Below are 25,036 nucleotides of genomic sequence, written 5' to 3'. Positions count from 1 at the left end.
CCAGTCGCCCGGATCAGCTCCGCTCCACCCACAAGCCCGAAGACCCCCGAGAACCCCGCTCCACCCACTGGTGAGCCGCGGCGCCCCGTCGGTGAAATTGGGTATAGGCAGCCGCGCCCGGCACGTCAATCGAAAAATCAGGGAAAGCGCGAGGAAGGCGGCCACGAGGCCGCTGGCGACGCCTGAGGGACTATCTGCGGTCAGGGTGCTGTCACGCGTCGTCGCGCGATGGTCAACTGCAACGGCCTCGCTCGGCTTCGAGACGACACACATCGCCGCGAAGCGCGGGCGGTCATGCCGACATTGCCGTTGAGCACCGGACCGGCGACGTCGCGCAAGCAGGCCAGCGGCGCTGCCGAGATCTCACACCGTTGCGCCGCGGGCCCGTCCGGTCGATCGATGTTTGTCTCGTGGTCGTGCAGCACGGTACCTGACGAGAAGGTGGTCGCATCAGGCTCCTCTCACTTACGCAATCGGGGCGAAAGGATCGGAGGTTCGAAATGACGGCTTTTCTCGCTCCTCTCGGAGGCGGCGCGCTGATCGGCGCCTCCGCAGCACTCCTGCTCCTGGCCAGCGGCCGCATCGCCGGCATCAGCGGCATCGCCGGCGGATTGCTCAGTCCCGCCGGTCGCGACGCCGTTTGGCGGGTAGCTTTTCTGGTCGGCCTGCTGCTCGGACCGGTTCTGTACCGGCTGGCGGTCGGATCCTGGCCGGAAGTGCGGATCGAGGCATCCTGGCCGCTGATCGCCGCTGCGGGCCTTCTCGTCGGCTACGGCACGCAGCTCGGGTCCGGCTGTACGAGCGGACACGGGGTCTGCGGTCTGGCGCGGCTCTCGCCCCGCTCGATCGCGGCGGTCGTCACCTTCATGGCGACCGCCATCGTCACCGTGTTCCTGGTCCGGCACGGAGTCGTGCGATGAACTTCTCCCACCTCGCGGCCGTCCTTATCAGCGGCCTGCTGTTCGGCTTCGGCCTCGCTGTCTCGGGCATGATGGATCCCGAGAGGGTGCTCGGCTTTCTCGATTTCGCGGGGGCGTGGGACCCGAGCCTCGCCTTCGTCCTCGGCGGAGCGGTCGGAGTGTCGGCACTCGGCTACGGGCTCAAGGCACGGATGAGACGACCCTTGCTCGCCCCCCGCTTCGAGGTCCCAACGAATCCGAGGCCCGACGCTCGGCTCCTCGGTGGCGCCGCGCTGTTCGGCATCGGCTGGGGACTCGCGGGCTTCTGTCCCGGCCCCGCTCTCGCCGGCCTCGTGCTCGGGCTGCCTTCGATCCTTCTGTTCGTTGCCGCGATGCTCGTCGGCATGCTGCTCTATCGCCTCACGACCAGCCGCAGGCCGTTGTCGCGCGGCGCCTCACGGTGAGCCCGAACGAAGCCCTCTGCGGTCGCCGGCCACGGGTCGAAGATGGCGGGCATTGCGTCCTCGGGGCAGCTAAGAGCTTGATCTTTCGGGCCTTCGCCGGGAGGGAATGAGCGAGGCGGTGCCGAGGCTTGACCCCGGCACGGTCCCGTGGCTTTTGGCCCTCCTGGCACCAGACTCCGTAGCTCAGCTGGATAGAGCAGCCGCCTTCTAAGCGGCAGGTCGCAGGTTCGAGCCCTGCCGGGGTCGCCAAACTCCCCCCGCAATCGATGCGTTGCCGCCGGATGCGCTGCTCGGCGCGACCAATCCATATCCGCGCTGAGCGGTGAGGCCGGTCAGCGTCGTTTCGACGCCGTGCGGAGACCGGCAGGTCCGGCCGTCCTTGCCAAGCGATCAAGAAGCACGCCGCTTTCCGGGCCGGGTTCGGCATCGCTGAGAAAGCCTCCGGTGCGGGAGATGCTCGCGATGGATCAGGCCGACACAGCCCTGAAACGAACTATGGACGGGGCCTCGGACAAGGTCTTGGGGCATCCGCGTGCCCGGATCGAGGGGCGAGCCAAGGTTACCGGAACGGCGATCTATGCATCCGGTCGGCGCGAGCACGGGACCGCGCACGCCGCCCTCGTCACCGGCACGATCGCGCGCGCGGATCCGCGGCTTCGATCTCGCCGCGGCCAAGGCCGTGCCGGACCTGCTCGGGATCTTCACGCATCGCGAGTTCGCGTGTGCGATCGCTCCCGTCCCGCATCTGATGGCGGGCGGTTACGCCAACTCCTCGCATATCCCGCTTGGGTCGGGATCGGCAACGGCATCACCACATTGCTGGCGATGGGGGCGGCCGAGGGGCTCGGCGTGCCGGTGGAACGGCTGAGGGTGCAGCTCGGCGACACCGCCCTGCCGGCGGGCGGCCTCTCGGGCGGATCGAGCACTACGACGAGCCTGATGAGTGCGCTGGCGCTCGGCTGCGAGCAGCTGCGCGAGGCGGCTGGCGCGGGAGGCGACGCGCTCAAATGGGCGTTCGGGACGCAGTTCGCGGAAGCGCATGTCCACGCCGAGACTGGTGAGATCCGGGTGGCGCGGCTGACCGGAGCCTTCGCGGCCGGCCGCATCCTCAACCCGCTGACGGCGCGCAGCCAACTCCTCGGCGGGATGATCTGGGTCTGGGATCGGCGCTCATGGAAGAGACGGTCCTCGACGGCGTTGCCTATCGCAATGCCGATCTCGCCGAGTATCTCGTCCCCGCTGCTATGGACACCGAGGCGGTCGAGGCGCTGCTGGTGCCTGACACCGACGGAACCGTGAACCCGCTCGGGGTGAAGGGGCCGGGCGAACTCGGCATCATCGGCGTCAACGCGGCGGTCGCCGACACCGTGTACCACACCACCGGCCGCCGCATCCGCAAACCGCTGCACAACCCCTGCAGGGCTCGGACGCGAAGGTCGGGCACGAGGCCGCTTCGTGACCCGTGCCGCCCGCCCAGCGGGTTGCATGTGCTCGGGTGGCTTGGCGGCGCGCCTGAACGCGCCGCCAGTCGTGATAAGAAGTGGTTACTCCGCGGCCATCGGTGCGGCTTCCACGGGCGCGACGCGCGCCGCGCAGAACTTGAACTCGGGGATCTTTCCGAGCGGGTCGAGGGCCGGGTTGGTCAGCAGGTTGGCGGCGGCCTCGGCGTAGCAGAAGGGCATGAAGATCATGCCCGCCGGCACGTCGCGGTCGGACCGGACCTTCAGCTCGACGGCGCCGCGCCGCGTTTCCAGCCGCATCGATCCGCCCGGCCGAAGACCGAGACGGTAGAGCTCCTTCGGCGCCAAGAAGGCGACCGCCTCGGGCTCCAGCGCGTCGAGCACGCCGGCGCGCCGGGTCATCGATCCGGTATGCCAGTGTTCGAGCACGCGGCCGGTCGAGAGCACCATCGGGAACTCTTCATCCGGCACCTCGTCCGGCGGCACGATCGCCGCGGGCACGATCTTGGCGCGTCCGCTCTCGGTCGGGAAGCCGGCGTAGAAGATGATCTCGTTGCCGGGCTGATCCGGGGCATCGACCGGATAGGTCACCGCTCCCTCGCGCTCCAGACGCTCCCAGGTGATGTTGTTCAGGGACGGCATCACCTGCGCCATCTCGGCGAAGATGTCGGCCGGGCCGCCGTAGTTCCAGTCGAGGCCGAGGCGCCGGGCCAGCTCCTGGATGATCCACCAATCCTGGCGCGCGTCGCCGGGCGGCGCGACGACCGGCTGAGCGATCTGCACGCGGCGGTCGGTGTTGGTGAAGGTGCCGGCCTTCTCGGCGAAGGCTGAGGCCGGCAGCACCACGTCGGCGTGGAAGGCGGTCTCGGTCAGGAACAGGTCCTGCACCACGAGATGGTCGAGCATCGCCAGCGCATGGCGGGCGTGGTTGAGGTCGGGATCGGACATCGCCGGGTTCTCGCCCTCGACGAACATGCCCTTGATCTCGCCCGCGTGGATCGCGCGCATGATCTCGACCACGGTGAGGCCCCGCTGCGGATCGAGGGACTGGCCCCAGAACGCCTCGAACAGCTCGCGGACCGCGTCCTTCTCGACCGACTGATAGTCCGGATAGACCATCGGGATCAGGCCGGCGTCGGAGGCGCCCTGGACGTTGTTCTGGCCGCGCAGAGGGTGCAGACCCGTGCCAGGCCGGCCGATCTGGCCGGTGATGAGAGCGAGCGCGATCAGGCAGCGCGAGTTGTCGGTGCCGTGGACGTGCTGGCTCACGCCCATGCCCCAGAAGATGAGCGAGGACTTGGCCTGGGCGTAGAGCCGGGCGACCTCGCGCAGGGTCTCGGCGTCGATGCCGCAGACCGAGGCCATCTTTTCGGGCGTGAAGTCGACGATCTTCTCCCGCAGCGCCTCGAAGTTCTCGGTGTAGCCGGCGATGTACTGCTCGTCGTAGAGCCCCTCCGTGATGATCACGTTGAGCATCGCGTTGAGCATCGCCACGTCCGAGCCGGGGCGGAAGGCGAGGTGCCGATAGGCGTGGCGCGACAGCGTCTGGCGCCGCGGATCCATGATGATCAGCTTGGCGCCGCGCTGCTTCACCGCGTTCTTGAGGAAGGTCGCCGCGACCGGGTGATTCACGGTCGGGTTGGCGCCGATGACGACGATGACCTCGGCATCGAGCGCCGCCGCGAAGGGGGCGGTGACGGCGCCGGAGTTCAGACCCTCCATCAGCGCGGCCACCGACGAGGCGTGGCACAGGCGCGTGCAGTGATCGACGTTGTTGGTGCCGAAGCCGAGGCGGACGAGCTTCTGGAAGAGGTAGGCCTCCTCGTTCGAGCCCTTGGCCGAGCCGAAGCCGGCCAGTGCCTTGCGGCCGTTGGTGTCACGGATCTGCTTGAGGCCGCCGGCCGCGCGATCGAGCGCCTCCTCCCAGGTCGCCTCACGGAAGTGGGTCCAGGGATTGGCGGGATCGACCTGATCGTTGGCGTCCTTGGGCACGTTCTCCAGGCGGATCAGCGGCACCGTCAGGCGATGGGGGTGGTGGACGTAGTCGAAGCCGAAGCGGCCCTTCACGCAGAGCCGGTTCTGATTGGCCGGGCCGTTCACGCCCTCGGCATAGACGATCCGCTCGTCCTTGACCTTGTAGGAGACCTGACAGCCGACGCCGCAATAAGGGCAGAGCGACTTCACCTCGCGATCGGGATAGACCGTCCGGGTCTGGTTGGCGTCGAGATAGGCGGACGGCATCAGCGCGCCGGTCGGGCAGGCCTGGACGCACTCGCCGCAGGCGACGCAGGTCGAGGCGCCCATCGGGTCGTCGAAGTCGAACACGACCTTGGAGCCGGCGGCACGATAGGCCATGCCGATCACGTCGTTGACCTGCACTTCACGGCAGGCGCGGACGCAGAGATTGCACTGGATGCAGGCGTCGAGGTTGACGCTCATGGCGGGGTGGCTGATGTCCCCGGCCCAGCGCTCGGCGGCGGGGAAGCGGCTCTCGGTCACGTCGAGGACGTCGGCCTGCACCCAGAAATGCGAGGACGGGTCGTGCGAGGTCGCGCGCTCCGGCTGATCGGCCACGAGCAGTTCCAGCACCATGGCGCGGGCCTTGGTGGCGCGCTCGGTGGCCGATTTCACCTTCATGCCGATGGCGGGCGTGCGCTTGCACGAGGCGGCGAGCACGCGCTCGCCCTCGATCTCGACCATGCAGGCGCGGCAATTGCCGTCCGGGCGGTAGCCGGGCTCGGGCTTGTGGCAGAGATGCGGGATATGCGTGCCGAGGCGCTTGGCGACCGCCCAGATCGTCTCGCCGGGCTGCGCCTCGACCTGCTGACCGTCGAACTCGAAGGTGATGGTCGCGGGCGCGGTCGGGCGGTCCTTGAGGCCGTAGGTGCCCGAGGGATCGGGCGCGGCTTGGCCACCGGACTTGGCGCCCTGCGAGTAGGCGCCGCCGGAGACCGGCTGCCCACCAGCCACCGGACCGCCGGCATCCTGGCGTTCGTTGGCACGGATTTCGGGCTGTTCGATCTTGTTGCCGTGCGGTTCGGGGCCGTTGCTCATGCGTCCGCTCCAGGCTCTGGCATCGGGGAAGGAGTCATCGTCGTCCGCGGCGTCATTCGGCCGCCACGGCCCGCGGCTCCGGGAAGAGGTCGGGGAAGTACTTGATCACGGTGCTGACGGGGTTCGAGGCTGCCTGACCCAGGCCGCAGATCGAGGCGTCACGCATGCACTGCGACAGCTCGCCGAGGAGTTCGGTGTCCCACACACCGTTCTCCATCAGCATGCGGGCCTTCTGGGTGCCCGAGCGGCAGGGCGTGCACTGCCCGCAGGACTCGTCCTCGAAGAACTTCATCAGGTTCAACGCGGCACCGCGCACATCGTCCCGGTCGGACAGGATCACGACCGCGGCGGAGCCGATGAAGCAGCCGTATTTTTCCAGCGTGCCGAAATCGAGCGGGATGTCGTTCATCGAGGCCGGCAGGATGCCGCCCGAGGCGCCGCCCGGCAGGTAGGCCGCGAAGCTGTGCCCCTCGCTCATGCCGCCGCAATACTCGTCGATCAGCTCCTGGATGGTGAGGCCGGCCGGAGCGAGCTTGACGCCGGGCTCCTTGACGCGGCCCGACACCGAGTAGGAGCGCAGGCCCACGCGGCCGTTGCGGCCGTGGCTCTTCCACCACTCGGCGCCGCGCTCGATCAGGTCGCGCACCCAGAACAGCGTCTCGACGTTGTTGATCAGCGTCGGACGGTTGAACAGGCCGACCTGGAACGGGAACGGTGGCTTGTGCCGCGGCAGGCCGCGCTTGCCCTCCAGCGACTCGATCAGCGAGGATTCCTCGCCGCAGATATAGGCGCCCGCGCCGCGGCGCAGGTGGATGCGGGTGCCGCCCTCGGGCAGCTTGGCAATCTCGCGGGCCAGGATTTCGCGAGAGATCGGGTACTCGTCGCGCAGGTAGATGTAGACGTCCGCCGCCTCGACGACGTGGGCGCCGATCAGCATGCCTTCGAGGAAGCGGTGCGGGTCGGTGTTGAGGTAGAGCTGGTCCTTGAAGGTCCCGGGCTCGCCCTCGTCGCCGTTGACCGCCATCAGCCGGGGGCCGGGCTCGCCGCGCACGGAGCGCCATTTGCGGCCGGTTGGGAAGCCGGCGCCGCCCAAGCCCCGCAGGCCGCCGTCGTCCAGAACCTTCAGCACGTCATCGACCGGCAGTTCGCCAGAGCGCAGCCGCTCCAGGGTCGCGTAGCCGCCGCCGGCCCGGTAGGCCTCGTAATCGACGTAGTCGGGGATGTGGGCGTGGGTGTCCTCAGCCTCGACCGCCGCGCGCACGGAGGCGAGATCGGCCCGGTGCAGGAAGTTGTGCCCGACCTCGACCGCCGGGGCGTGGTCGCACAGGCCGACACAGGGCGCGCGCACGACGCGGACCGCGTCCGAGGCGAGTTCGCGCTGCAACGTTTCGAGCAACTCGTCGGCGCCGAACATCGCGCAGGTGATGCTGTCGCAGACCCGGACCGTCAGGCGCGGGATGTCGGCCTCGCCCTCCTTCACCACGTCGAAATGCGCGTAGAAGGTCGCGGTCTCGAACACCTCGGCGAAGGCGAGACTCATCTCGTCGGCCAACGCCGCGAGATGGTCGGCGCTGATCTGGCCGTAGGTGTCCTGGATCAGGTGCAGGTGCTCGATCAGCAGGTCGCGCTGGCGCGAGCGGGCGCCGAGCAGCTCCTCGATCTCGACCTTGGCGTGGGGATCGACCTGACGGCCCTTCGGCACGGCGCGGGTGACATTACGGCCACGGCCCGGATGCGCGAAGCGCCGGACAGTCCCTATTGCCTCACTCATGACGCGACCTGTGTTCCAGCTTATGGGGACGAAGGGACGGGAAGATGCCGGGGAGCGGGCGGTTACTGGCCGCCGAAGGCGCGCAGCGGTTGCCCCGCCTCGGAGCGCGGCCGCATCGCGACCGCCCCCGATGCCTCGTCCAGCGAGGCGACTCGAGGACCGACGACGGCATCGAGTTCCGTTTCGAACGCGTCGAGCGCGGCATTCAGCAGTTCCAGGCGATCGCCGCCCGACGATTCACCGGGATCAGATGCGAAGGCTTTCGCCACGACATCGCGAACCTGAGCGATCAATTCCTGCGTGAGCGGCGGCTTGGCTTCCGCGGCGTAGGCATCCGTAACCGCGGCCGCCAAGCGGCTGGCATCCATGGTCATGCCCGCGCGATCCTTAGGACGATGAAGCTCTGCATAGCGAACTCGTTCTTGTCTAAGTCTGCCGGCCCTGGAAATCCGGTGATATAATGCCGGTCATATGTCGGATTGTCATTATACCAAACTGCATGCAGGGCATACCCCACCAGCGTTCTGGTCTACCCTAAGAAAGACAGCTCTCCGGAGGACAGGCTCGCGTCCTGCAGAGCAGGTCAGGAATGCCAGGAGGTGGGTTTGTCCGCCGCATACGCCATCCGGCACCGCCCATCGCTGCGAACAGGGCCCACAGGCCGTCCACGCTTTGGATCGGGAGCAAACCTGATACCGACGGATTGGATCCCAATCATCATGCCGCGCGGCCCAATAGCTGGCTCACGCGTGTTGCGAGACCACCGTCCATGGCACGATCCGGTGAGTGCCCGGACCTGACCGCCTCCTGACGGACTCGATGCCGGGAAGTGCGGTCCCGTGAAAGCGGCAATGGCAAGCTTTGCGACCTGCGACCTGAACGATGGGCCTTTCTTTGAGCGCCGAGGACGGGACAGGACCGCCACCGCCTAGCACCACCTCGCTCCCCTCGTCACCGCCCGGCGTCGCCCTCCCGGCAGGCCCGAGGGGAACGACCGGGTCAAAACACCGCTGCCGTCTCGCAGAGTAGCCGAGCGGCCGTCCTTGAGGCGCGAAGCGCGCCGAGAGCGGCGTCTGTCTTATCTCACGGGGCGAGCAGTCGATCGTAGAGTGCGATCAGATCCTCGCCCTGATCCGCCGCGGTTCGGGGCGGATGGGAGGGCTGCGGCGGGCTCGTACGGAACCGCCCGGGATCGGCATTGATGCGCTGGAAGACCGCGCGCAGCCCATCCGGGGACCGGACATCGACCCGGAAGCCGTTGACGCCCTCGTCGATGTCTTCACCGATCGCGCCGAGCTGGCTTGCCACGACCCAAAGCCCCGCCGCGTGCGCCTCCCGCGTCACCAGTCCGAAACTCTCGGGCCAGAGAGAAGGAGCGAGCAGCACGTCCATTTCGGCGTAGAGCTGGCCGATCTGCTCCTGCGGCACCTTGCCGACGATCCGGACGGAGGTGGCGCCCCAGGTCTCGTCGCTCACGTAATCCGTTGCCCGGGCGTGATCGACGAGGGTCAGGCTCAGGTTCTCGAACCGGCCGGCCCGCAGGATCGCCTCGACCAGGGTGGCGCCCTTGTGCGCCGTGCGGCCGCCGATATGGCCGAGGCGGACGCGGTCCGTCGAACTCTTCCGTCGCGCGACCGGCGTCAGACGCGGAACGCCGTTCGGGATCGCGATCGTCTGAGGAAAACCTGCCTTGCGATAGATGTCGGCGAAGGGCTCCGACACCGCCGCGATGGTCGCTGCCGCGTTGAGCATCCGCGCCAGCCCGCGCCGGCGCGCGATGGAGCCGGTCGGGGTAACGGAGCGGCTCGACGCGTCGGCGAGGATGTCGGGCGAGGGCATCTGCACCAGCCCGTCCTCGTCGATGAGGAACTGGAAGTCCGAGATCCACCACGCATCGTGGACGGTGACGACGTAGGGAATCCCCCTGGCACGCACCGCCTCGACCACACTGGCGGTCAGTTGCTGCACGCAGTGGACATGGACGAGGTCGGGCTCGAAGCGGTCGAGCAGGGCCTCGAATGGCAATCGCACGCTCGGGTTGAACGGACGCCAGTCCATGTTCCGTTCGCGCGGTGTGGCGATGCGGAAGACGGGGATGCCGCGATAGGCGTCGATGCGGGTCTGATAGGGGGGCTCGGCCTCCATGTCAGATGCGGCCACGGCGAGTTCGAACCGGTCCGCGGCCTGATCGAGGATGTGATCGATATTGTCGCGCACGACCCGTGTGGCGCCCCCCACTGTCTGGGGCGGGAAGTAGACGTTGATCACCAGGATGCGCGGCTTGCCTCCCCGGCGCGTCCGTACGACGGATCCTGCCGCCTCTGTCAGCGGCGGCGCATCCGCGCCGGTGAGATCGGCCCAGCCCTCGGCAACCATTCCCGGGGGGGGTGGCGTCGTATCGGCCGGAAGGCGTGATGCGGCCTGCCGCCTGGTCTGTTGGGGTGGGGCGGCGAAAATCCCGTTCAGAACCTCGACGGCGGCATCCAGACCGTAGGACGCCACCGCCTTCTCCCGCGCTTGATCCCCGATCTTTCGGCGCAGGGCGGGGTCGCCGATCAGCGTGGTGAGGGCCTTCGTCCAATCCTGAACCGTCTCGGCCAGCAGGGCATCCTGCCGGTCGAGGAGAATCTCCCGGTAGGTGCGCGTTGCGCTGACGATCGAGGGGATGCCGCACATGGCGGCTTCCAGCCACTTGATCTCGCTCTTGGCGTCGGCGAAGGGGCCGGGCGCGAGAACCGCCAGGTTGATGTCCGCCCCCGAAAGCGCCTCCCAATAGGCCGCCACGTCGTCGGTGAAGCCGAGTTGGCGGACCCGGTGCGCGAACCGCCGGAATCCGTCGCCGAGGCGCAGATAGCCGGCGATCACGAGGCGGACATGCGGATTCCGCTCCATCACCGTGAGGAGCGCGGGCGCGGCGAGGTCGTTGAAATCCTTGTTGTGCGCGCGCGTACCCGATCCATAGAAGATGGTCAGGGTCTTGTCCGAGAAGGGCGCGCGCGGGCGCTTCAGGAAAGGGAGATTGCGCGTGTCGAGACCGTTGCGCAGGATGTGGCAGACGCCCGAGCGGACGAGCGGACGCATCCGCTCGGCCAGCGCCGGCGTGGAGGCGAGGCCGATGTCGCAGGCTTGCATGGCGTAGCGGAACAGCGGCACGCCGTACTGCAGATCGACGTATTGCTTGGGTGTGATCTGGCCCTCGAAGCTTTCCAGGGGATCCGGGAACATGGCGGCATCGAAGACGATGTCGTCGATCTCGTAGATCGTCGGCAGGCCGAGCGCGCGGGCGTAGAGGATCGCGTGCAGGACGCCGGGAAAGGCCGCCACGCGGTAGAAGATCACCGCCGCGGCTCTGTCGAGGGTCGGCCGGCAATCGGCCGCCTCATCCTGCGTGAAGACCTCGACCGTCCAGCCGCCATGCTCGAGCTGCTGGATCTTCTGCACGACACGGTAATGGTCGCATTGGGGAAGATCGCGGTTGGCGACGATGACGAGATGTCCGTTCGCCGGAGCCGCAAGTGGTGCCGGCAGCGGATCGACCGCCTCGATCAGGCTGCTGATCTGGTCGAGGCAGGCAGTGAGGCGATCATCCGCCTCCTGGCGCCGGCCGGCGGCGTAGTCCGCCCGCGCCTTCTCACTCGTGAGAGCGAAGGAGGCCACCAGGGCGCGATGCGCGGCCGAGCGCCAGTGCGCGTTGGCGTGCCATTCCTCGGCCGAGCGCTGGACACGGTCGAGGGCCTCCGCAACACCGCTTGGCTGTGCGAGCAGACCGTCGATCGCGTGGATATGGCTCCACACGACGGCGCCCGGGACATCCGCCGCATTCGCGAAGGCGCGCGCAGCATCGTTGGTGCGGCTGAGGGCGCGCAACGCGTCGCCGCGCCGATGATGGAGGCGGCCGGAGATGAGGCCTGCTTTCAGCGACCGGTCAAAGGCTTCCTTGGCCGCGATGGCGTTGCCACGGACGAGATGGTACTCGCCGATCCGCTCAAGGAACTGGGCCGAGCAGACCTGCCGCACGGGCTCCAGCTCCCAGAGCTGGAAGCCCGTCGTGATGAAATGCCGGAGGGCGTTCAGCCGCCCTGCTTGTGGCGAGGCGACCCCCTCGGGCAGCAGCGAGCGGTAGGCCGCCTCGTCGAAGCTCTCGGGAAAACGCTCCTCCCCGAGAAGCTGGACCAGCGCCGCGGCCTCGGTGCCGGGCTCCCCATTCTGGATGCCCTGACCGAGCCAGTGGCGGTAAAGGTCGGCATCACTGGCGCCGACAGGAGCGTCCGGATTGTTCGAGCGATAAAAGGCGGGGTCGAAGCGCAAGCTCAGAGAGATCGGAGCAAGGCGGTCCACGCCCTCGGTCAGGAAGGCGACAAGCCCCTCCATGCGCGAGGTGGGCGTGTGCGTCAGCCATCCCTCGTTCAGCAGGGCGAATTCGTGGAGCACGAAAAGGTCGAGCCATCGCCCTGGGAGGACCCGCGCGGCGACCAGCAGGTGAACGAAGCTCTCGGCGGGGCGGCGCCCACCCGACGCGGCACCGGGCGCGAGCAGGCGCTCATATTCCTGATCGAGGACCGATAGGTCCGCCCGGTATGCACGCCCCTCGGATCGGCCGAAGCGCAGATAATGTTCGCTGAGCTCCCACGGCTCGGACAGGCTGGCCAGATCGTCGTAGAGCGCCCGGTAATGTTCAGGAATAAAGTCCTTTGGCAGCGGACCTCGGTCACGCTCCAGCGCAGCGATCAGTGCGGCCGCATTCCGAGCCCGACCCTCCTTTCGGCCGTGCCTGACATAGTGCTCCCTGAGGGCCTTCCCGTCTTCACCCAGAACGGCGAGGTCCGGATAGTATCGCCGATAGAAGACGGGATCGAAGCCGCCCTGGCCTGTCAGTCCTCCGGACGCTCGCAGCCGGGGCCCGCGCGGGATCTTCCCGAGGCCGACCTGCTTCGAGAGCAATTGCAAGCTGCGCCTGAACACCGTCAGAAACCTCGCGCGTGGATTGATCCACGATTTTCAGGTAGGATCCTGGTCGATTTCCCGCTCGGGTCGGGCAACCGATGGGCCGATGCAACATCAATCCGGCCAAGCACGGGAAGGGATCTTATCACTCCCTGCACGTTGCTGCAGCGCGGGACAGCAGGGAGCGCGGGGAATGCCTGTTCCCGGCTTCTGAACGGCCTCTGCACGGATTGCCAGACTTCACATCTCGCCTCTCGACCGCACCGCAACAAGCGAAGCAGTAGCCATTACGCTCGCCGGGAGCAATCCTTCCACCACAACCCAAGCGCGAGGAGCCGGCCGAGGCGGATGGATCTGCCGTCATGGGGCAGTCTATATCCATTTTCTGGGAACAGCTGGTGACGGTCCTGTCTATACCACACGAAACTGAGGGCATCGGCTTAAACCGTTCATAGGCTCGGCCCAGAAGACATGCCGCGCGGATTAGGAATTCAGAAAAACCCACTCAAAACAAATCAATCAAGTAGATATCATTGTCAAACATCAGAATACAAACAATACCCGTAACAACTGGTATTAATTGCGCCATACACTAACCTGATGCGCATTTGTTACCTAGAGAACATTTTTTAATCAAGAGAAGAATGAGCGCGTCATGCCTGAAGGCGACGTCGATCTCACACGCTGCGGAATCCTGCCACGCTTTGCTGTCGGTGCCCAACACGAAACCCCAGCGGCACCGGCATCTCGGAATGGAAACAGGCCTTGACCGCGGGCCTTGCACTCGCACCTCTTGGAGGTGCACCGACACTCTCCTGAAGACGGCACCCAGCCTTCCAGACGGCACACTCGATCAGGAACCTGGATCCTGACTCGATCAGCCGCTGTCATCCCGGCTCCAGCCTATCACTCGGATGGCTCATCCGCCTTCGGCTTATCGGGAGAAGGCGCCCACTCACGGCTCACCGGCTTCCCAGCTCACGCGGCCCTCGTCCTCGATCGCGCTCCAGCAAGACCTGAAACGGTCGCGACGGACAAGGCCGCTCGCAACGGACCGGCTTCTTCGACGAACCGCGAAGATCGAGTGCAGCCGCGCGACCGCACAATTCGGGCCGCTTGGCAGCTGACGATGACCTTTTCGACCAGCCACGAATCGCTGCCAAGGCCGCGTGTTTCGGCCAAGCGCAATCAGGGACGACAGACGCGGCCCCCTTTTGAAACGATGAACCCGACGATCCGGCATCCGCCATCGCCGGACGGGCCCTACTCCCGAATCGCGGCGAGGCGGGCAGCAGCGGCGTGCAGGGCCGGATCGTTGCGCGAGCCGCTCAACGCGTAGGCAGTGTTGCCGTTGCGCCAATAGGCGGTCGTCCCGTCGCTCGACCGGGCCACCGGCTCCGCTCCTTCGGCCGGCAGCGTTCCACTGCTGTGCTTGGCGAACAGGGCGAGTTCACCGATCTCGGCCGACTGGATCGACACCTCGATCCCGGTGCCGTTTCGGCTTGGGAAGATCTGCACGTCCCGGACGACCCAGCCCTTCGGCAGCGGCGGCAGATCGACACCGGTCGCGGCTTCGAGGGCGGCAGGATCGTAGGCCGAGGCGACGGAGAACTGGCTCGTCACGCGGGCGCGGATCTGGACTGCCTCACGGGCCTGCTTCGCCTCCTCGGCCAAGGACGGGTCGATCGGCGAGGCGAAGGAGCCGGGCACGCCGAAGCTGCCGCTCTCGGTATGGGCGAGCCAGCCGGCTCCGACCAGCACCACGACGGCCGCCGCCCGGCGCATGCGGGAACGGACCCGCTGCCACGCAAAGGCGCGGTCGATCCGGCGCGCGCTCGCGCGCAGCCGCTCCGGCGGCAAGCTCGGCACGGACAAGAAGGCTTCACGCAAGGCGTCGCGGTCGCGCAGGTCGGCCATGACCTGCAGCGCGTCCTGGGGATTGCGCGCGAGATGCGCCTCGACCTCGACGCGACGCATCGGGTCGAGTTCGCCATCGACATACGCGATGAGATCGGTTTCCGTGACTGGATCAACCATCAGCCCACTCCGACTGCCCTGCTTGCTCACCGTCCAGCCCCGTCGCTTACCGGTGTTGCTGTATTAACGGTTCGTCAGGGTCATCAATTCCCCCCGACGACACGCAGATGTGCACGGCCACGCTCGGGGCCTTCGTCGGAAGAACTCGCCTTGCCCTTATGGCTGCCTTCCTCGAAGGCGCGCAGGGCGGCCCGGCCGCGCCCGAGCCGCGACATCAGGGTGCCGATCGGGATGCCCAGCACGGCCGCCGCGTCGGCATAGGCCATCCCCTCCAGGGTCACGAGGTGAAGCGCGGCGCGCTGCTCCTCGGGCAGACTCTCGAAGGCCTTGCGGATCTGCATCAGCCGCACCTGCCCTTCCTGGGCCGGGGGGGCCATCTCCTCGGAGAGTTGTACCAGCACGTCGGCATGGCGCGCCTCGACCCGCTTGCGGCGCTGCTCGTCGATGAAGACGTTGTGCAGCACCGTCATCATCCAGGTGCGCAGGTTCGTGTCGGGCCTCAGGTTCGCGCGCGATTCGAGGGCGCGGACCATGGTATCGTGGACGAGGTCATCCGCCTTGAGCGAATCCCGCGTCAGCGACCGTGCGTAGCGCCGCAGGGGCACCAGCAGATCGACGATATCGGAGCGTTTCGAGCGCGTTCTATCGAGCACCATAAACCGTTGACGTCTGCCCGCCCCCTTTAATCCGCTCACGCCGCTCCGACGGCAAAAATTTCGCGATAAAATTTCGGCAGGTCGTGATCCTGCCGGACCGGCGCGATGCACGAACCGGTCCCGCTAAAATGAACACAACCCCGGACCGGATGTCGAATCCGGTCCGGGGTTGTGTTCATTCCGGCTCGCCCCGACCGATCACGCCGGCCGGACTGGGGCTGAGAGCGATCCTCAGTTCTCCTCGTCGCCCGGCTCGAACACCTCGGGCTGGGTCGAGGCGGCGCTGGCGACCGGGGTCGGGGCCTCGATGGTGGAGGGCACGTTCACGCCGTCGCGCTTGTAGATGTCGTCGCGGAACTGCACCGTTCCGTCCGGGGTCGCCCAGGCGGTGATGTAGGTCCAGTAGACCGGCACGGGCTGGGTGAGCCGCGCGTCGATGCGCTGGCCGCTCTCCACCGCCTGCTCGACATGGGCGCGATCCCAGCCGGGCGTGTCCTTCAGCAGCCACGTGATGTACTCGCGCACGTTCTGCACGCGCACGCAGCCCGAGGAGATGAAGCGGAAGTCGTCGCCGAACACGCCGCGGGAATTGGTGTCGTGCATGAACACCCCGTGCGGGTTCGGGATGTTGATGCGCACGACGCCCATCGAGTTGAAGTCGGCGCCCGAATCCTGGCGGTAGGTGTAGCGGGTACCCTCGTCCGAGTTCCAATTCACGGAGCGCGGTGAGATCTCCTGCCCCCCTGAAAGGATGCGGATCTTGTTGTCCGTGAGGTAGTTCGGGTCCTTCTGCATCTTCGGGATCAGGTCCTTCCTCACGATCGAGGCCGGGACCGTCCAGGTCGGGTTGAAATTGATCTCGACCGCCTTGGCATTCATGATCGGCGACTGGCGGTCGATCTTGCCGACGCCCGCGGCGTGCAGCGTCACGACCTGGCCGTTCTCCACCGTCTGCACCAGGGCGGCGGGGATGTTGGTGATGACGAAGCGCCGGCCGAGATCGCCCGAATAGGAGCGCAGGCGGATCACGTTGGTCTCGAGCTGGCGCAGGCGCACGTCGGCGGGCACGTTCATCGCCGCCTGCGTCGCCGGGCTCATCTGGCCGGTTTGCGACAGGCCGTGGCGGGCCTGGAAGCGCTTCACGCCGGCCGCGACGTAGGAATCGTAGACGCCGGCGCCGCCGGCCGTGGCGTCGAGATCGCCGGTGACGATCAGGCGCTGGCGCACCGCCGCCACCGCCGGACCACGGGAGCCGACCCGCAGGCCCGCCGCGCCGGACACGTTCTGCCAGCCGCCGCGCGAGACGATGGCGCGGTACTTCTCGACCATCGCCTCGGTCGCCGCGATGGTGTCGGGCGAGAGGATCGGCGTCGAGGAGCGGTGCACCTGCATGGTGGTGGGCGAGGAGTAGTCCTGCGCCCATTCGGCCTGGGCGAAGCCGGCATCGCGCGCGAGCGCCGGGCCGGCGAGCAGCGTCGCCCCCAGGAGCCCGGCAGCCAAAGGGCGGCCAAGGGGACGGAAACGGGGTTGGCGCGCGGTCTGCAGCATCGATCCGGGCTCTGGATGGAGGGTGCGGTCGGTGGATCCGGCCAAGGGTCCCGGCTCAAACGCCCGAGTGTAAAAACCAGGGTGTCGAAGCCAAGTCTCGGCCAAGTCCTCGTGCCGCGGTTGTTGCGGTCTCGTGGTTAAGAAGCCATGCCGTTCCGGGCCATATTGTGGCGTCCGGGTGTGGCGGCACACGCCGTGAGATCCGGGGATGCTCCGGCAGAGGTCTCGCGCGGGGTCCGACAGGACGGCGAAGAGCGGCGGAATGGCGCCGGCCCGGCCCTCTACCGGAGCGGCCCGAAGCGGCGTAAGGCTCGTGCCCATGCCGAGCCCACGCCGCGACCGGACCGGAGGAGCGCCGCGCGTCCTGCGTGGGCTGACCGCCGTGGCCGCGCTCTACGCGTTGGTGCTCCAGGCCCTTCTCGGCGGCATCGCGGCCCTTCCCGTCGCGGGCGCTCCCGACTTCCTCTGCCTGTCGATCGCGAACGCCGCCGTCACGGGTGGGGCGGTCTCCGTCGAGTTTGCGGCCAAGGATGAGCATCCGGCCCCGGTTTCCCATCGTACAGGCTGCTGTACGGCCGCACATCACGCGCCGGCCGCCGCGCTCCCCCCTCCCCTTTCGACCGAGATCGCCTGGCTCGAGCGGGAGGCTGTGTGCGCCGACTGGTTCGGCGCCCAGCGCCGGGCCGCCCGGCCACCCCCCTTCACCCTCGCCCATGCCCGGGCGCCGCCGGCTGCCTGACTCGCCCGATCCCCGCGATCCTTCGACGTCAGATAACCGGAACCGCCCATGCCCCGCTCTTGCCCTCGCGCCCCTCTTCGCGCCGCCCTGTCGCTCGTCCTGATCAGCTCCGCGCTCATCTCCTCCGCCTCGGCCCACGCCGTGCTGGAACGCAAGGAGGCCGCGCCCAACGCCGCCTATCGCGGCGTCGTCCAGATCATGCACGGCTGCGACGGCCGACCGACCACCCGCGTCAGCGTCACCATCCCCGAGGGCGTCACCGGTGCCAAGCCGATGCCGAAACCCGGCTGGACGATCAGCACGGTCAAGTCGGCCTATGCCCGCGCCTACCCGTCCTTCCACGGGCAGGTCTCGGAGGGCGTCACCCGGATCACCTGGAGCGGCGGCAGCCTGCCCGACGAGCAGGTTGACGAGTTCACCTTCTTCGCCCGGATTTCCGATGCCTTCGCGCCCGGCGCGACGATCTACTTCCCCGTCGAGCAGGATTGCACCGAGGGCAGCTACCGCTGGAGCGAGGTTCCGGCCGAGGGTGAACCGGCGCGGGCACTGAAGGCGCCGGCGCCGGCGGTTCGGATCGTCGCCGCCCCTGGCGCCGCGACGCAGGCGGCGCAGGCTCCGGCCGCGCCCGCCGCGAAGGCCGGGGCGATCGTGATCGAGGTGCCCTGGCTGCGGGCGACGCCGGGCGGGGCGAAGGTCGCCGGCGGCTACGTGACGCTGCGCAACGCCGGCACCGAGCCAGACCGGCTGACCGCCGCCGCGATCCCCCAGGCGGGACGGGCCGAGATCCACTCGATGACGACGGAGGGCGGCGTGATGAAGATGGCCCCCGTCGAGGGCGGCCTCGCCCTCGCGCCGGGGGAAACCGTCGCGCTCAAGCCCGGCGGCTACCACCTGATGTTCCTCGACCTGAAGGACGGGCTGAAGGCGGGCGAGACCGTCGCGGGCACGCTGACCTTCGAACGGGCCGGGACGGTGCCGGTGACCTTCACCGTGGCACCGATCGGCGCGCAAGGACCCGGCAGCGCCGCGCCCGAGGCCGGCGGCCCCCCGCACCATCACTGACCACGGGTCCTGACCGGACCGCTTTGACCGGCGACCCCGTCGCGCGGGCAGCAGCCTCGATGGAGAACCGCTGCGTGCGGAATTCGAGGCTCGAGGTCCGCGCGCCCTTTCCCTTCTCTGCGAACGGAGACACGATCATGCGCCTTCACGCTTTCCCGGCCGCCCTCCTCGGCCTCGGCCTTGCCGTGACGAACCTTGCCGCGTCCAGCCCGGCCCACGCCCACGACTACGCCGCCGGCCCGCTCAAGATCGGCCATCCCTGGTCACGCGCCACGCCGGGCGGGGCCAAGGTCGCGGGCGGCTACCTCACGGTCACGAATACAGGGACGGAAACCGATCGGCTCAACGGCGGCACGATCGAGGCGGCCGGGCGCGGGGAGTTGCACACGATGTCGATGGAGGGCGGCGTGATGAAGATGGCGCCGCTCGCCAACGGCCTGGAGATCCCGCCCGGCCAGACCGTGACGCTCGCTCCCAGCGGCCACCACCTGATGTTCTTGGACCTGAAGGCTCCGCTGAAGAAGGGCGAGAGGGTGAAGGGGACTCTGACCTTCGAGCGGGCGGGCAGCGTCCCGGTGGAGTTCGCCGTGGAGAGCCTCGCGGCCAAGGCGCCGGAGGCGGCAGGCGGCACGCACGACCATTCCAGACACGATCATACGGGGCATGACCATGGCCACTGAGCCCGGACCCGAGACCCGATCTGAGCCCCACCCCCTCACCCCCGCCTCCCGGCGGGGGAGCACGCTGATCCTGATGGCCTTCGCGCTGGCCCTCGTCGGGATCGTGGCGGCGACGATCGCCTATCTGCCGCGGAGGGACAGGCCCTCCACCCTGTCGGTGGTCGGCGGTCCGTTCCGGCTCGAGTCATCGAAGGGCGGCACCGTCGATTCGCAGGCGCTGAAGGGCAAGCCCTTCCTCGTCTTCTTCGGCTTCACCCAGTGCCCGAACGTCTGCCCGACGACGCTGGCCGATCTCGGCACCCTGCTCGATGAATTCGCGGCTGAAGGCGGCGACCTCCAGGCCTACTACATCACCCTCGATCCCGAGCGGGACACGCAAGGCGTGATGCGCGAGTACATGGCCTCGTTCACCGACCGGATCACCGGGTTGACCGGCACGCCGCAGCAGATCGAGGGGGTGACCCGCGACTATCGCGCCTTCGTGAAGCGGGTGCCGCTGCCCGGCGGCGACTACACCCTGGAACACACGCTGATGGTCTACATGATGGACCGCAATGGCGGCTTCGCCGGACCGCTCGACTTGAATGCCGGGCACGCGCTCGCCCTGAAACAACTGCACAAACTGGTCGCCGACGGCCGCAACACCTGAGCCTCTCGGACCCTGTGACGGCACGGCACCCATCCTCCGTCCGGCCAGGGGCGGAAAACCGGTCTGTCCTGATTCCGCTTCCATTGACGTCAGCGCAACCTTGGCCGTAGCTGGCGGCCATGCGAGGGCGCCTGCCGGGATGGTCCGTGTGCCGCGCGGTCATCGCCGTGGCCGCGCTCTACGCGCTCGCCCTGCAGGTCGTCCTCGGCGCGGCCGCGCTCGCCGGAACCGTCGGCCCCGACGGCGGCCTCGTCCACATCCTTTGCGCCCCCGATGCCGGGGAGGCCGACGGCCCCGAAAAGCCGCATCCGGCGCACCTGCCCTGCTGCCAGGCCGCGCACGCCCTGCCGAGCCTCGACGTCCCGGAGCCCTGTCACGCCATCGTCGCCTGGCCGCCGGAGCGGATCGCCCCGGTCGTGGGGCGGCCTGAGATCCTGGCCCTGCCCCGCGCGCTGCCCGGAGTGCGCCCGAGCCCGCGCGCGCCGCCCGTCGTTTGATCGATCGCCTCTCCCGATCCTTCAGACAACGGACGTTTCCTCATGCCTTTCCGTCTATGGGCCGTGCCGCGTGCCGCCCTGTCATCGACGCTGCTCGCAGCCGGCCTCGGCCTCGCCGCCCCGGCCCTTGCAGAGCCCCTCGCCTCGCCGGAGAGCGCGACCACCCTCTCTGAGATCAGCGTCTCCGGCACCGGCCGCCCCTCGGGCCCGAGCGAGACGGCCGGCTCTCTCACCGTGCCGAGCGTGGCCGCGCAGCGGGCGGCGGTGAACGCCACCGTCGGCTCGGTCGCCTTCGTGGACGCCACGACGTTCCAGAACCGCTACGCCAACACCGTGCGCGACGTGTTGAAAGACGTGCCCGGCGTGTTCGTGCAGGAGCGCTACGGCCAGGAGATGCGCCTCTCGATCCGCGGCTCCGGCATCGCCCGCGGCTTCCATGTCCGCGGCATCGAGCTGTTGCAGGACGGCATTCCGCTCAACCTCGCCGACGGCAGCGGCGATTTCTACCAGATCGATCCGCTCTCCCTGCGCTCGGTCGAGGTCTACAAGGGCGGCAACGCGCTGACCTTCGGCACGACGACGCTCGGCGGCGCGGTGAACTTCGTGACGCCGACCGCCTACACGGCGCTGGCGCCGAACATCGTTCGGATCGACGGCGGCAGCTTCAACACGGTCCGCGAGCACTTTCAGGTCTCGCGGATCTCCGGCCCGGCCGATTTTCTGATTTCGGGGACGGCGACCAATTCCGATGGCTTCCGCGATCACGAGACCCAGCGCACGCGCAACGTGAACGCCAATTTCGGCTACCGGCTCGCGCCCGGCGTCGAGACGCGGTTCACCCTCGGCTTCTACGACACCGACCAGAAGCTGCCCGGCTCGCTCTCGCTGTTCGACGCGCTGAACAATCCCCGCATCGCCAATCCGGCGGCGATCAGCGGCAACCAGTCACGAAAGGTGACGACGGAGCGCATCGCCAACCGCACGTCGTTCGAGCTGGAGGTCGGGCGCCTCGACATCGATTCCTGGGCGATTCACAAGAACCTCTATCACCCGATCTTCCAGGTGATCGACCAGGACGGCTGGACCTACGGCGTCGCGCCGCGCTGGGCCGGCACGTTCGATCTCGGCGGCTACCGCAACGACCTGATCCTCGGCCTGCGGGCGTTTGCCGGCATCAACGACGCCCGGCAATTCGTGAACGTCGCGGGCCTGCGCGGCGCCCAGACGCTCAACGCGCGCCAGAGTGCCTCGAACTACGAGGCCTATGCCGAGAACCGGTTCTGGTTCCTGCCGGACGTGGCGCTGATGACGGGCGCCAAGCTGTTCTCGTCGAACCGTACCTACAGCGACAAGGGGGGCCTGCCGGCGAACCCCACCGCCCGCTTCGCCACCGTCACCTACGAGGGCATCAACCCGAAACTCGGCCTCCTGTGGCAGCCGCTGCCGGAGATCCAGGTGTTTGCCGACGTCACCCGCTCGCGCGACGTGCCGGACTTCTCCGACCTCGCGCAGACGAACCTGCTGCGCACCACCTTCGTGCCGCTCGCGGCCCAGCGCGCCTGGACCTACGAGGCCGGCTCGCGCGGCCGGATCGACCGCCTCGCCTGGGACGTGACGCTCTACCGGGCGGAAATCCGCGATGCGCTGATCAACTTCACGCCCAATCCCGGCCTGAACATCCCGGCGGCGACCTTCAACGCCTCGCGCACCCGCCACCAGGGCATCGAGGCCGCCGTGACTCTCGATCTCGCCACCGACCTCACCGGCGTCGGCGATCGGCTCAGCGTGACGCAGGTCTGGACCCACAACGACTTCCGCTTCGTCGGCGACCCGGTCTTCGGCAACAACCGCATCGCCGGCGTGCCGGTCGATGTGCTGCGCACGGTGCTCGGCTACCGGCATCCGAGCGGCTTCTACCTCGCCCCCGCTCTTGACTGGGTGCCGCAGGGCGCCTTCGCCGATCACGCCAACACCCTCAAGGTGCCCGGTTACGCCCTGCTCGGCCTGCAGACCGGCATCGACTTCGTCAACGGCGTCTCGCTGTTCGTGGATGCCCGCAACCTGACGGACGAACGCTACGTCTCCGACATCGCGGTGGTGACCAACGCCGCGACGGTCGCGGGCGGACCGGCGGCATTTTTTCCGGGCAACGGCCGTAGCGTGTTCGGGGGCGTGCGCGCTTCGTTCTGAGGGTTCGGCCAGCCTGAAACCGGCCGCGCCCGCCTCAATACTGAACCGTGGCACGCACCCCCAGCACCGCGGCGTTGCGCACGCGGCGGCCCTCCGGATCGCGCGGGTTGGCGATGCCGCCGCCGGGATGCAGGATCAGTTGTGCATCGGGTTGGACCGTGAAGCCCGGCACCACCACCGCCTGATAGGTCGCCTCGATCACCGTCTCGGCTCGCCGCCGCGGCATCGGCGTGCCGGTCAGGACGATGGTGTCGATGTCAGACCGGCGCGCGTCGTCAGAGAGGCGGGCATGCGCGAGGCTGAGGCCGACGGTGTCGTCGTCGCGGCCCTCGAAAAGGCCCTTATAGGCCAGTCCGGTATCGAGATAGGTGGAGACGAGGCTGGATCGGGTCGGCGACCATGCGGCACGTACGAAGAAGCCGAGACCCTCGTCGTCCTTGTCGGGTTCCCGGTAGAGGGTCTGATCGTAGATCGCGTAGATTCCGGCATTACCGCGCAAGCGGCGGCCGACGCCCGTCGCGTTCGGATCGGCGAGCGGCAGACCGGTCTGGTCGAAGCGCAAGGACTCGAAGCGGCCGAAATGCTGCCAGCCCCCGAGGGTGATGTCGCCGGGAAGGCACGTCGCATCTTTCTCGGTGTTGAAGGCGTAGGTCGCCTCCGCCACGACGAGGGCGGGGTCGCGTGTCCGGAAGTTGGTGCCGGTGCGGTCGAGGCGCTGTGCCTCCGGGTCGTCGCCGGGGCGGTTGGCGCCGGCCGGATCGCCGTCGTAGAGCCCGGTCTGCAGCGAGAACCCGTTGCCCGGCACGTATTTGGCACGGATCGCGGGCGTCGCGAGCGGGTAGGCCGGGCCGCCGCTCGGCAGGTCGAGTCCGGTGATCGCCGGCCAGCCGAAGGTCGAGTTCACGAACAGGGTCGCGGTCTGACTGACGAAGAACTCGGTGTCGGCCGCCTGCTGGCCGACCCTGATGCCGAACTTGCCATCGAAGAGCTGCTGGTCGAGCCACAGCACGTAGAGGCGGGAGGCGGGCAACGCCTCGATCACACTCGCCACGAGCAGGTTGCCGACATCGTAGCGCGACAGGCCGGTGCCGTGGATGAAGTAGGCGTTGGCGTGGATCGTGGCGCCATCCCAGCCGGCGAGCCGATGCAGGTCGAGGTTGAGCCGCAGGTTCAGCCGATCCTCGACGATCGCCCCCTGACGGAGGCCGCCGACGGGATTACCCAGCGTCTCGGCGATGTAGGTGAGGCTGTACTCGATGCCGCGCTCCTTCAGCAGCGGTCGCAGGCCGAGCGGATCGCCCAAGGGTCCGAGCGAGGGCTCGATCGAGCGCACGTAGCCGCCCGACGCCTGGCTCGTCGATTCCGGCTGGGATACCGAAATGCGCGGATCGCCGCCCGCGCCCTCGTAGACCGGCCGACCGGTGGGCTGCGCCAGGGGCGGCGATCCGGCCAGGGTCGCCAGGGCCAACGCGACGGGAAGGGCACCTGGAATGGGGCGGCGGAACAACAGGGAACCTTTACGCGGACCGTGAGGCTTGAGTTTACGGTCTCCGCGCCGGCCCTGCCAGAGCAGGGGCGGCACCGATTGCGACGGACCGCCCTGCACCGTCCCCGGCACTCGGGCGTGTCACGCCGCGCTGTTGTCCAGCGCCCGCAAGTTCGCCACCAGTTCCGAAAACCCGTCGCCCTGGATCAGCACGTGGCGGCGAAGTTGATCGGCCGCCGCGGCGCCGTCCCCCGCCAGGATCGCGGCGACGACTGCCTCGTGCTCGGCGAGCGATTGGGCCACCCGATGGCGGGCGCGCAGTTGCAGCCGTCGGTAGGGTGAGAGACGGCGGTGCAGCGCCAGCGCCTGCCCACACAGGAAGTCGTTGCGGCAGGCACGGTAGACCACGGTGTGGAAGACGTAGTTCTCGCCGTAATAGGCTTCCGGATCGCCCGCCGCGGCGGCCCGGGCGCAGGCCGCGAGGGCGCTCGTCAATTCCGCCTCGAGCTCCGGCGTGAGGCGGCGCGCCGCGAGCCGGCCGCAGGCCGCCTCCAACTCCGCCATCGTCTCGAACATCTCGAGGAGATGACCCGGCTCGGGGGCGCTCACCACCATGCCGCGGCGCGGCTTGGTCTCGACGAGCCCGGTCGCTGCCAGTTGCAGCAACGCCTCGCGGATCGGCGTGCGCGAGACGCCGAAGCGCTCGGCGAGTTGGGTCTCGTCCAGGCGCGCCCCGAGGGCGAGGCGCCCCCCGACGATCTCATCCTCGATCGTCTGCCTGAGGCGCTGAGTCTGGTTCATCGGTCGGGTCATCGGCGTTTCCTGCCGATGCATATTCACGAGCGTTGACAAAATATGCAAGATGGGGCGATCTTGTATTAAATGCTGCGCAGCCGCGTA

The 25,036-nt window shown here is 68.3% G+C and carries 18 protein-coding genes and 1 tRNA gene; 10 read left to right on the top strand and 9 right to left on the bottom strand.

Features of this window, described 5'->3' with window-relative positions; all coding sequences use genetic code 11:
• Window positions 1-500 precede the first annotated feature (500 nt).
• The 4 genes from FHU13_RS04835 (at window position 501) to FHU13_RS27535 (ending at window position 2,662) form a co-directional block, all read left to right on the top strand.
• The gene (locus FHU13_RS04835) at window positions 501-920 is read left to right on the top strand and encodes a YeeE/YedE family protein (protein ID WP_183434699.1); all 420 of its coding nucleotides are present in this window, start codon (window positions 501-503) and stop codon (window positions 918-920) included.
• Window positions 917-1,363 carry a YeeE/YedE family protein gene (locus FHU13_RS04830; protein WP_183434698.1) on the top strand — a complete coding sequence of 149 codons (447 nt, stop codon included), beginning with the start codon at window positions 917-919 and terminating at the stop codon, window positions 1,361-1,363. Before FHU13_RS04835 ends, FHU13_RS04830 begins: the two co-directional genes overlap by 4 nt.
• Before the next feature lie 172 nt (window positions 1,364-1,535).
• Window positions 1,536-1,612, top strand: a tRNA-Arg gene (locus FHU13_RS04825).
• Between the two features lie 471 nt (window positions 1,613-2,083).
• Entirely contained in the window at window positions 2,084-2,662 is a 579-nt protein-coding gene (locus FHU13_RS27535) for a molybdopterin cofactor-binding domain-containing protein (protein WP_312889547.1), read from the top strand.
• A gap of 245 nt (window positions 2,663-2,907) precedes the next feature.
• Here the strand turns inward: FHU13_RS27535 and fdhF are convergent, their stop codons facing one another.
• The 7 genes from fdhF to FHU13_RS04785 form a co-directional block, all read right to left on the bottom strand.
• On the bottom strand, window positions 2,908-5,877 hold the full coding sequence (gene fdhF, locus FHU13_RS04815) for a formate dehydrogenase subunit alpha (RefSeq protein WP_183434697.1): 2,970 nt from the start codon (window positions 5,875-5,877) through the stop codon (window positions 2,908-2,910).
• Window positions 5,878-5,929: 52 nt separating this feature from the next.
• The gene (locus FHU13_RS04810) at window positions 5,930-7,648 is read right to left on the bottom strand and encodes an NAD(P)H-dependent oxidoreductase subunit E (protein WP_183434696.1); all 1,719 of its coding nucleotides are present in this window, start codon (window positions 7,646-7,648) and stop codon (window positions 5,930-5,932) included.
• Window positions 7,649-7,710: 62 nt separating this feature from the next.
• On the bottom strand, window positions 7,711-8,022 hold the full coding sequence (locus FHU13_RS04805) for a hypothetical protein (RefSeq protein ID WP_183434695.1): 312 nt from the start codon (window positions 8,020-8,022) through the stop codon (window positions 7,711-7,713).
• A 709-nt stretch (window positions 8,023-8,731) separates the two neighbouring features.
• Window positions 8,732-12,610 (bottom strand): glycosyltransferase, encoded by a 3,879-nt coding sequence (locus FHU13_RS04800; RefSeq protein WP_183434694.1) that lies wholly within the window; start codon window positions 12,608-12,610, stop codon window positions 8,732-8,734.
• Window positions 12,611-13,855: 1,245 nt separating this feature from the next.
• Window positions 13,856-14,629 (bottom strand): anti-sigma factor family protein, encoded by a 774-nt coding sequence (locus tag FHU13_RS04795; RefSeq protein WP_183434693.1) that lies wholly within the window; start codon window positions 14,627-14,629, stop codon window positions 13,856-13,858.
• 83 nt (window positions 14,630-14,712) lie between these two features.
• Window positions 14,713-15,285, bottom strand: coding sequence for a sigma-70 family RNA polymerase sigma factor (locus FHU13_RS04790; protein WP_183434692.1), 573 nt, complete (start codon window positions 15,283-15,285; stop codon window positions 14,713-14,715).
• Window positions 15,286-15,516: 231 nt separating this feature from the next.
• Window positions 15,517-16,833 carry a murein L,D-transpeptidase gene (locus FHU13_RS04785; protein ID WP_183434691.1) on the bottom strand — a complete coding sequence of 439 codons (1,317 nt, stop codon included), beginning with the start codon at window positions 16,831-16,833 and terminating at the stop codon, window positions 15,517-15,519.
• Between the two features lie 319 nt (window positions 16,834-17,152).
• Between FHU13_RS04785 and FHU13_RS04780 the strand changes: the two genes are divergently transcribed.
• From FHU13_RS04780 to FHU13_RS04755, 6 genes are all read left to right on the top strand, one after another.
• Complete coding sequence (locus FHU13_RS04780) at window positions 17,153-17,572, top strand: hypothetical protein (protein WP_183434690.1); 420 nt, start codon at window positions 17,153-17,155, stop codon at window positions 17,570-17,572.
• A 48-nt stretch (window positions 17,573-17,620) separates the two neighbouring features.
• On the top strand, window positions 17,621-18,634 hold the full coding sequence (locus FHU13_RS04775) for a DUF1775 domain-containing protein (protein WP_183434689.1): 1,014 nt from the start codon (window positions 17,621-17,623) through the stop codon (window positions 18,632-18,634).
• Window positions 18,635-18,771: 137 nt separating this feature from the next.
• Window positions 18,772-19,314: a copper chaperone PCu(A)C gene (locus FHU13_RS04770; protein ID WP_183434688.1), complete on the top strand. Its 543-nt coding sequence runs from the start codon at window positions 18,772-18,774 to the stop codon at window positions 19,312-19,314.
• Window positions 19,304-19,963 carry an SCO family protein gene (locus tag FHU13_RS04765; protein ID WP_183434730.1) on the top strand — a complete coding sequence of 220 codons (660 nt, stop codon included), beginning with the start codon at window positions 19,304-19,306 and terminating at the stop codon, window positions 19,961-19,963. Before FHU13_RS04770 ends, FHU13_RS04765 begins: the two co-directional genes overlap by 11 nt.
• Window positions 19,964-20,109: 146 nt before the next feature.
• On the top strand, window positions 20,110-20,460 hold the full coding sequence (locus tag FHU13_RS04760; RefSeq protein ID WP_183434687.1) for a hypothetical protein: 351 nt from the start codon (window positions 20,110-20,112) through the stop codon (window positions 20,458-20,460).
• A gap of 42 nt (window positions 20,461-20,502) precedes the next feature.
• Window positions 20,503-22,650 carry a TonB-dependent receptor gene (locus FHU13_RS04755; protein WP_183434686.1) on the top strand — a complete coding sequence of 716 codons (2,148 nt, stop codon included), beginning with the start codon at window positions 20,503-20,505 and terminating at the stop codon, window positions 22,648-22,650.
• A gap of 34 nt (window positions 22,651-22,684) precedes the next feature.
• On the opposite strand, the gene FHU13_RS04750 is transcribed toward FHU13_RS04755, so the two are convergent.
• Complete coding sequence (locus FHU13_RS04750) at window positions 22,685-24,157, bottom strand: carbohydrate porin (protein WP_183434685.1); 1,473 nt, start codon at window positions 24,155-24,157, stop codon at window positions 22,685-22,687.
• A gap of 120 nt (window positions 24,158-24,277) precedes the next feature.
• Window positions 24,278-24,949, bottom strand: coding sequence for a GntR family transcriptional regulator (locus FHU13_RS04745; protein WP_246714470.1), 672 nt, complete (start codon window positions 24,947-24,949; stop codon window positions 24,278-24,280).
• Window positions 24,950-25,036: the final 87 nt, after the last annotated feature.

The organism is Methylobacterium sp. R2-1 (assembly GCF_014191355.1).
GTDB lineage: Bacteria > Pseudomonadota > Alphaproteobacteria > Rhizobiales > Beijerinckiaceae > Methylobacterium.
Note: the sequence above shows the minus strand (reverse complement) of the source record. Positions and strands in the feature narration are given on the sequence as shown.

Coding starts and splice junctions, on each gene's coding strand:
- FHU13_RS04785 (WP_183434691.1), bottom strand. CDS start 16,833: ATGCTGCAGACCGCGCGCCAACCCCGTTTCCGTCCCCTTGGCCGCCCT.
- fdhF (WP_183434697.1), bottom strand. CDS start 5,877: ATGAGCAACGGCCCCGAACCGCACGGCAACAAGATCGAACAGCCCGAA.
- FHU13_RS04745 (WP_246714470.1), bottom strand. CDS start 24,949: ATGACCCGACCGATGAACCAGACTCAGCGCCTCAGGCAGACGATCGAG.
- FHU13_RS04790 (WP_183434692.1), bottom strand. CDS start 15,285: ATGGTGCTCGATAGAACGCGCTCGAAACGCTCCGATATCGTCGATCTG.
- FHU13_RS04795 (WP_183434693.1), bottom strand. CDS start 14,629: ATGGTTGATCCAGTCACGGAAACCGATCTCATCGCGTATGTCGATGGC.
- FHU13_RS04780 (WP_183434690.1), top strand. CDS start 17,153: ATGCCGAGCCCACGCCGCGACCGGACCGGAGGAGCGCCGCGCGTCCTG.
- FHU13_RS04770 (WP_183434688.1), top strand. CDS start 18,772: ATGCGCCTTCACGCTTTCCCGGCCGCCCTCCTCGGCCTCGGCCTTGCC.
- FHU13_RS04755 (WP_183434686.1), top strand. CDS start 20,503: ATGCCTTTCCGTCTATGGGCCGTGCCGCGTGCCGCCCTGTCATCGACG.
- FHU13_RS04830 (WP_183434698.1), top strand. CDS start 917: ATGAACTTCTCCCACCTCGCGGCCGTCCTTATCAGCGGCCTGCTGTTC.
- FHU13_RS04805 (WP_183434695.1), bottom strand. CDS start 8,022: ATGACCATGGATGCCAGCCGCTTGGCGGCCGCGGTTACGGATGCCTAC.
- FHU13_RS04810 (WP_183434696.1), bottom strand. CDS start 7,648: ATGAGTGAGGCAATAGGGACTGTCCGGCGCTTCGCGCATCCGGGCCGT.
- FHU13_RS04765 (WP_183434730.1), top strand. CDS start 19,304: ATGGCCACTGAGCCCGGACCCGAGACCCGATCTGAGCCCCACCCCCTC.
- FHU13_RS04835 (WP_183434699.1), top strand. CDS start 501: ATGACGGCTTTTCTCGCTCCTCTCGGAGGCGGCGCGCTGATCGGCGCC.
- FHU13_RS04775 (WP_183434689.1), top strand. CDS start 17,621: ATGCCCCGCTCTTGCCCTCGCGCCCCTCTTCGCGCCGCCCTGTCGCTC.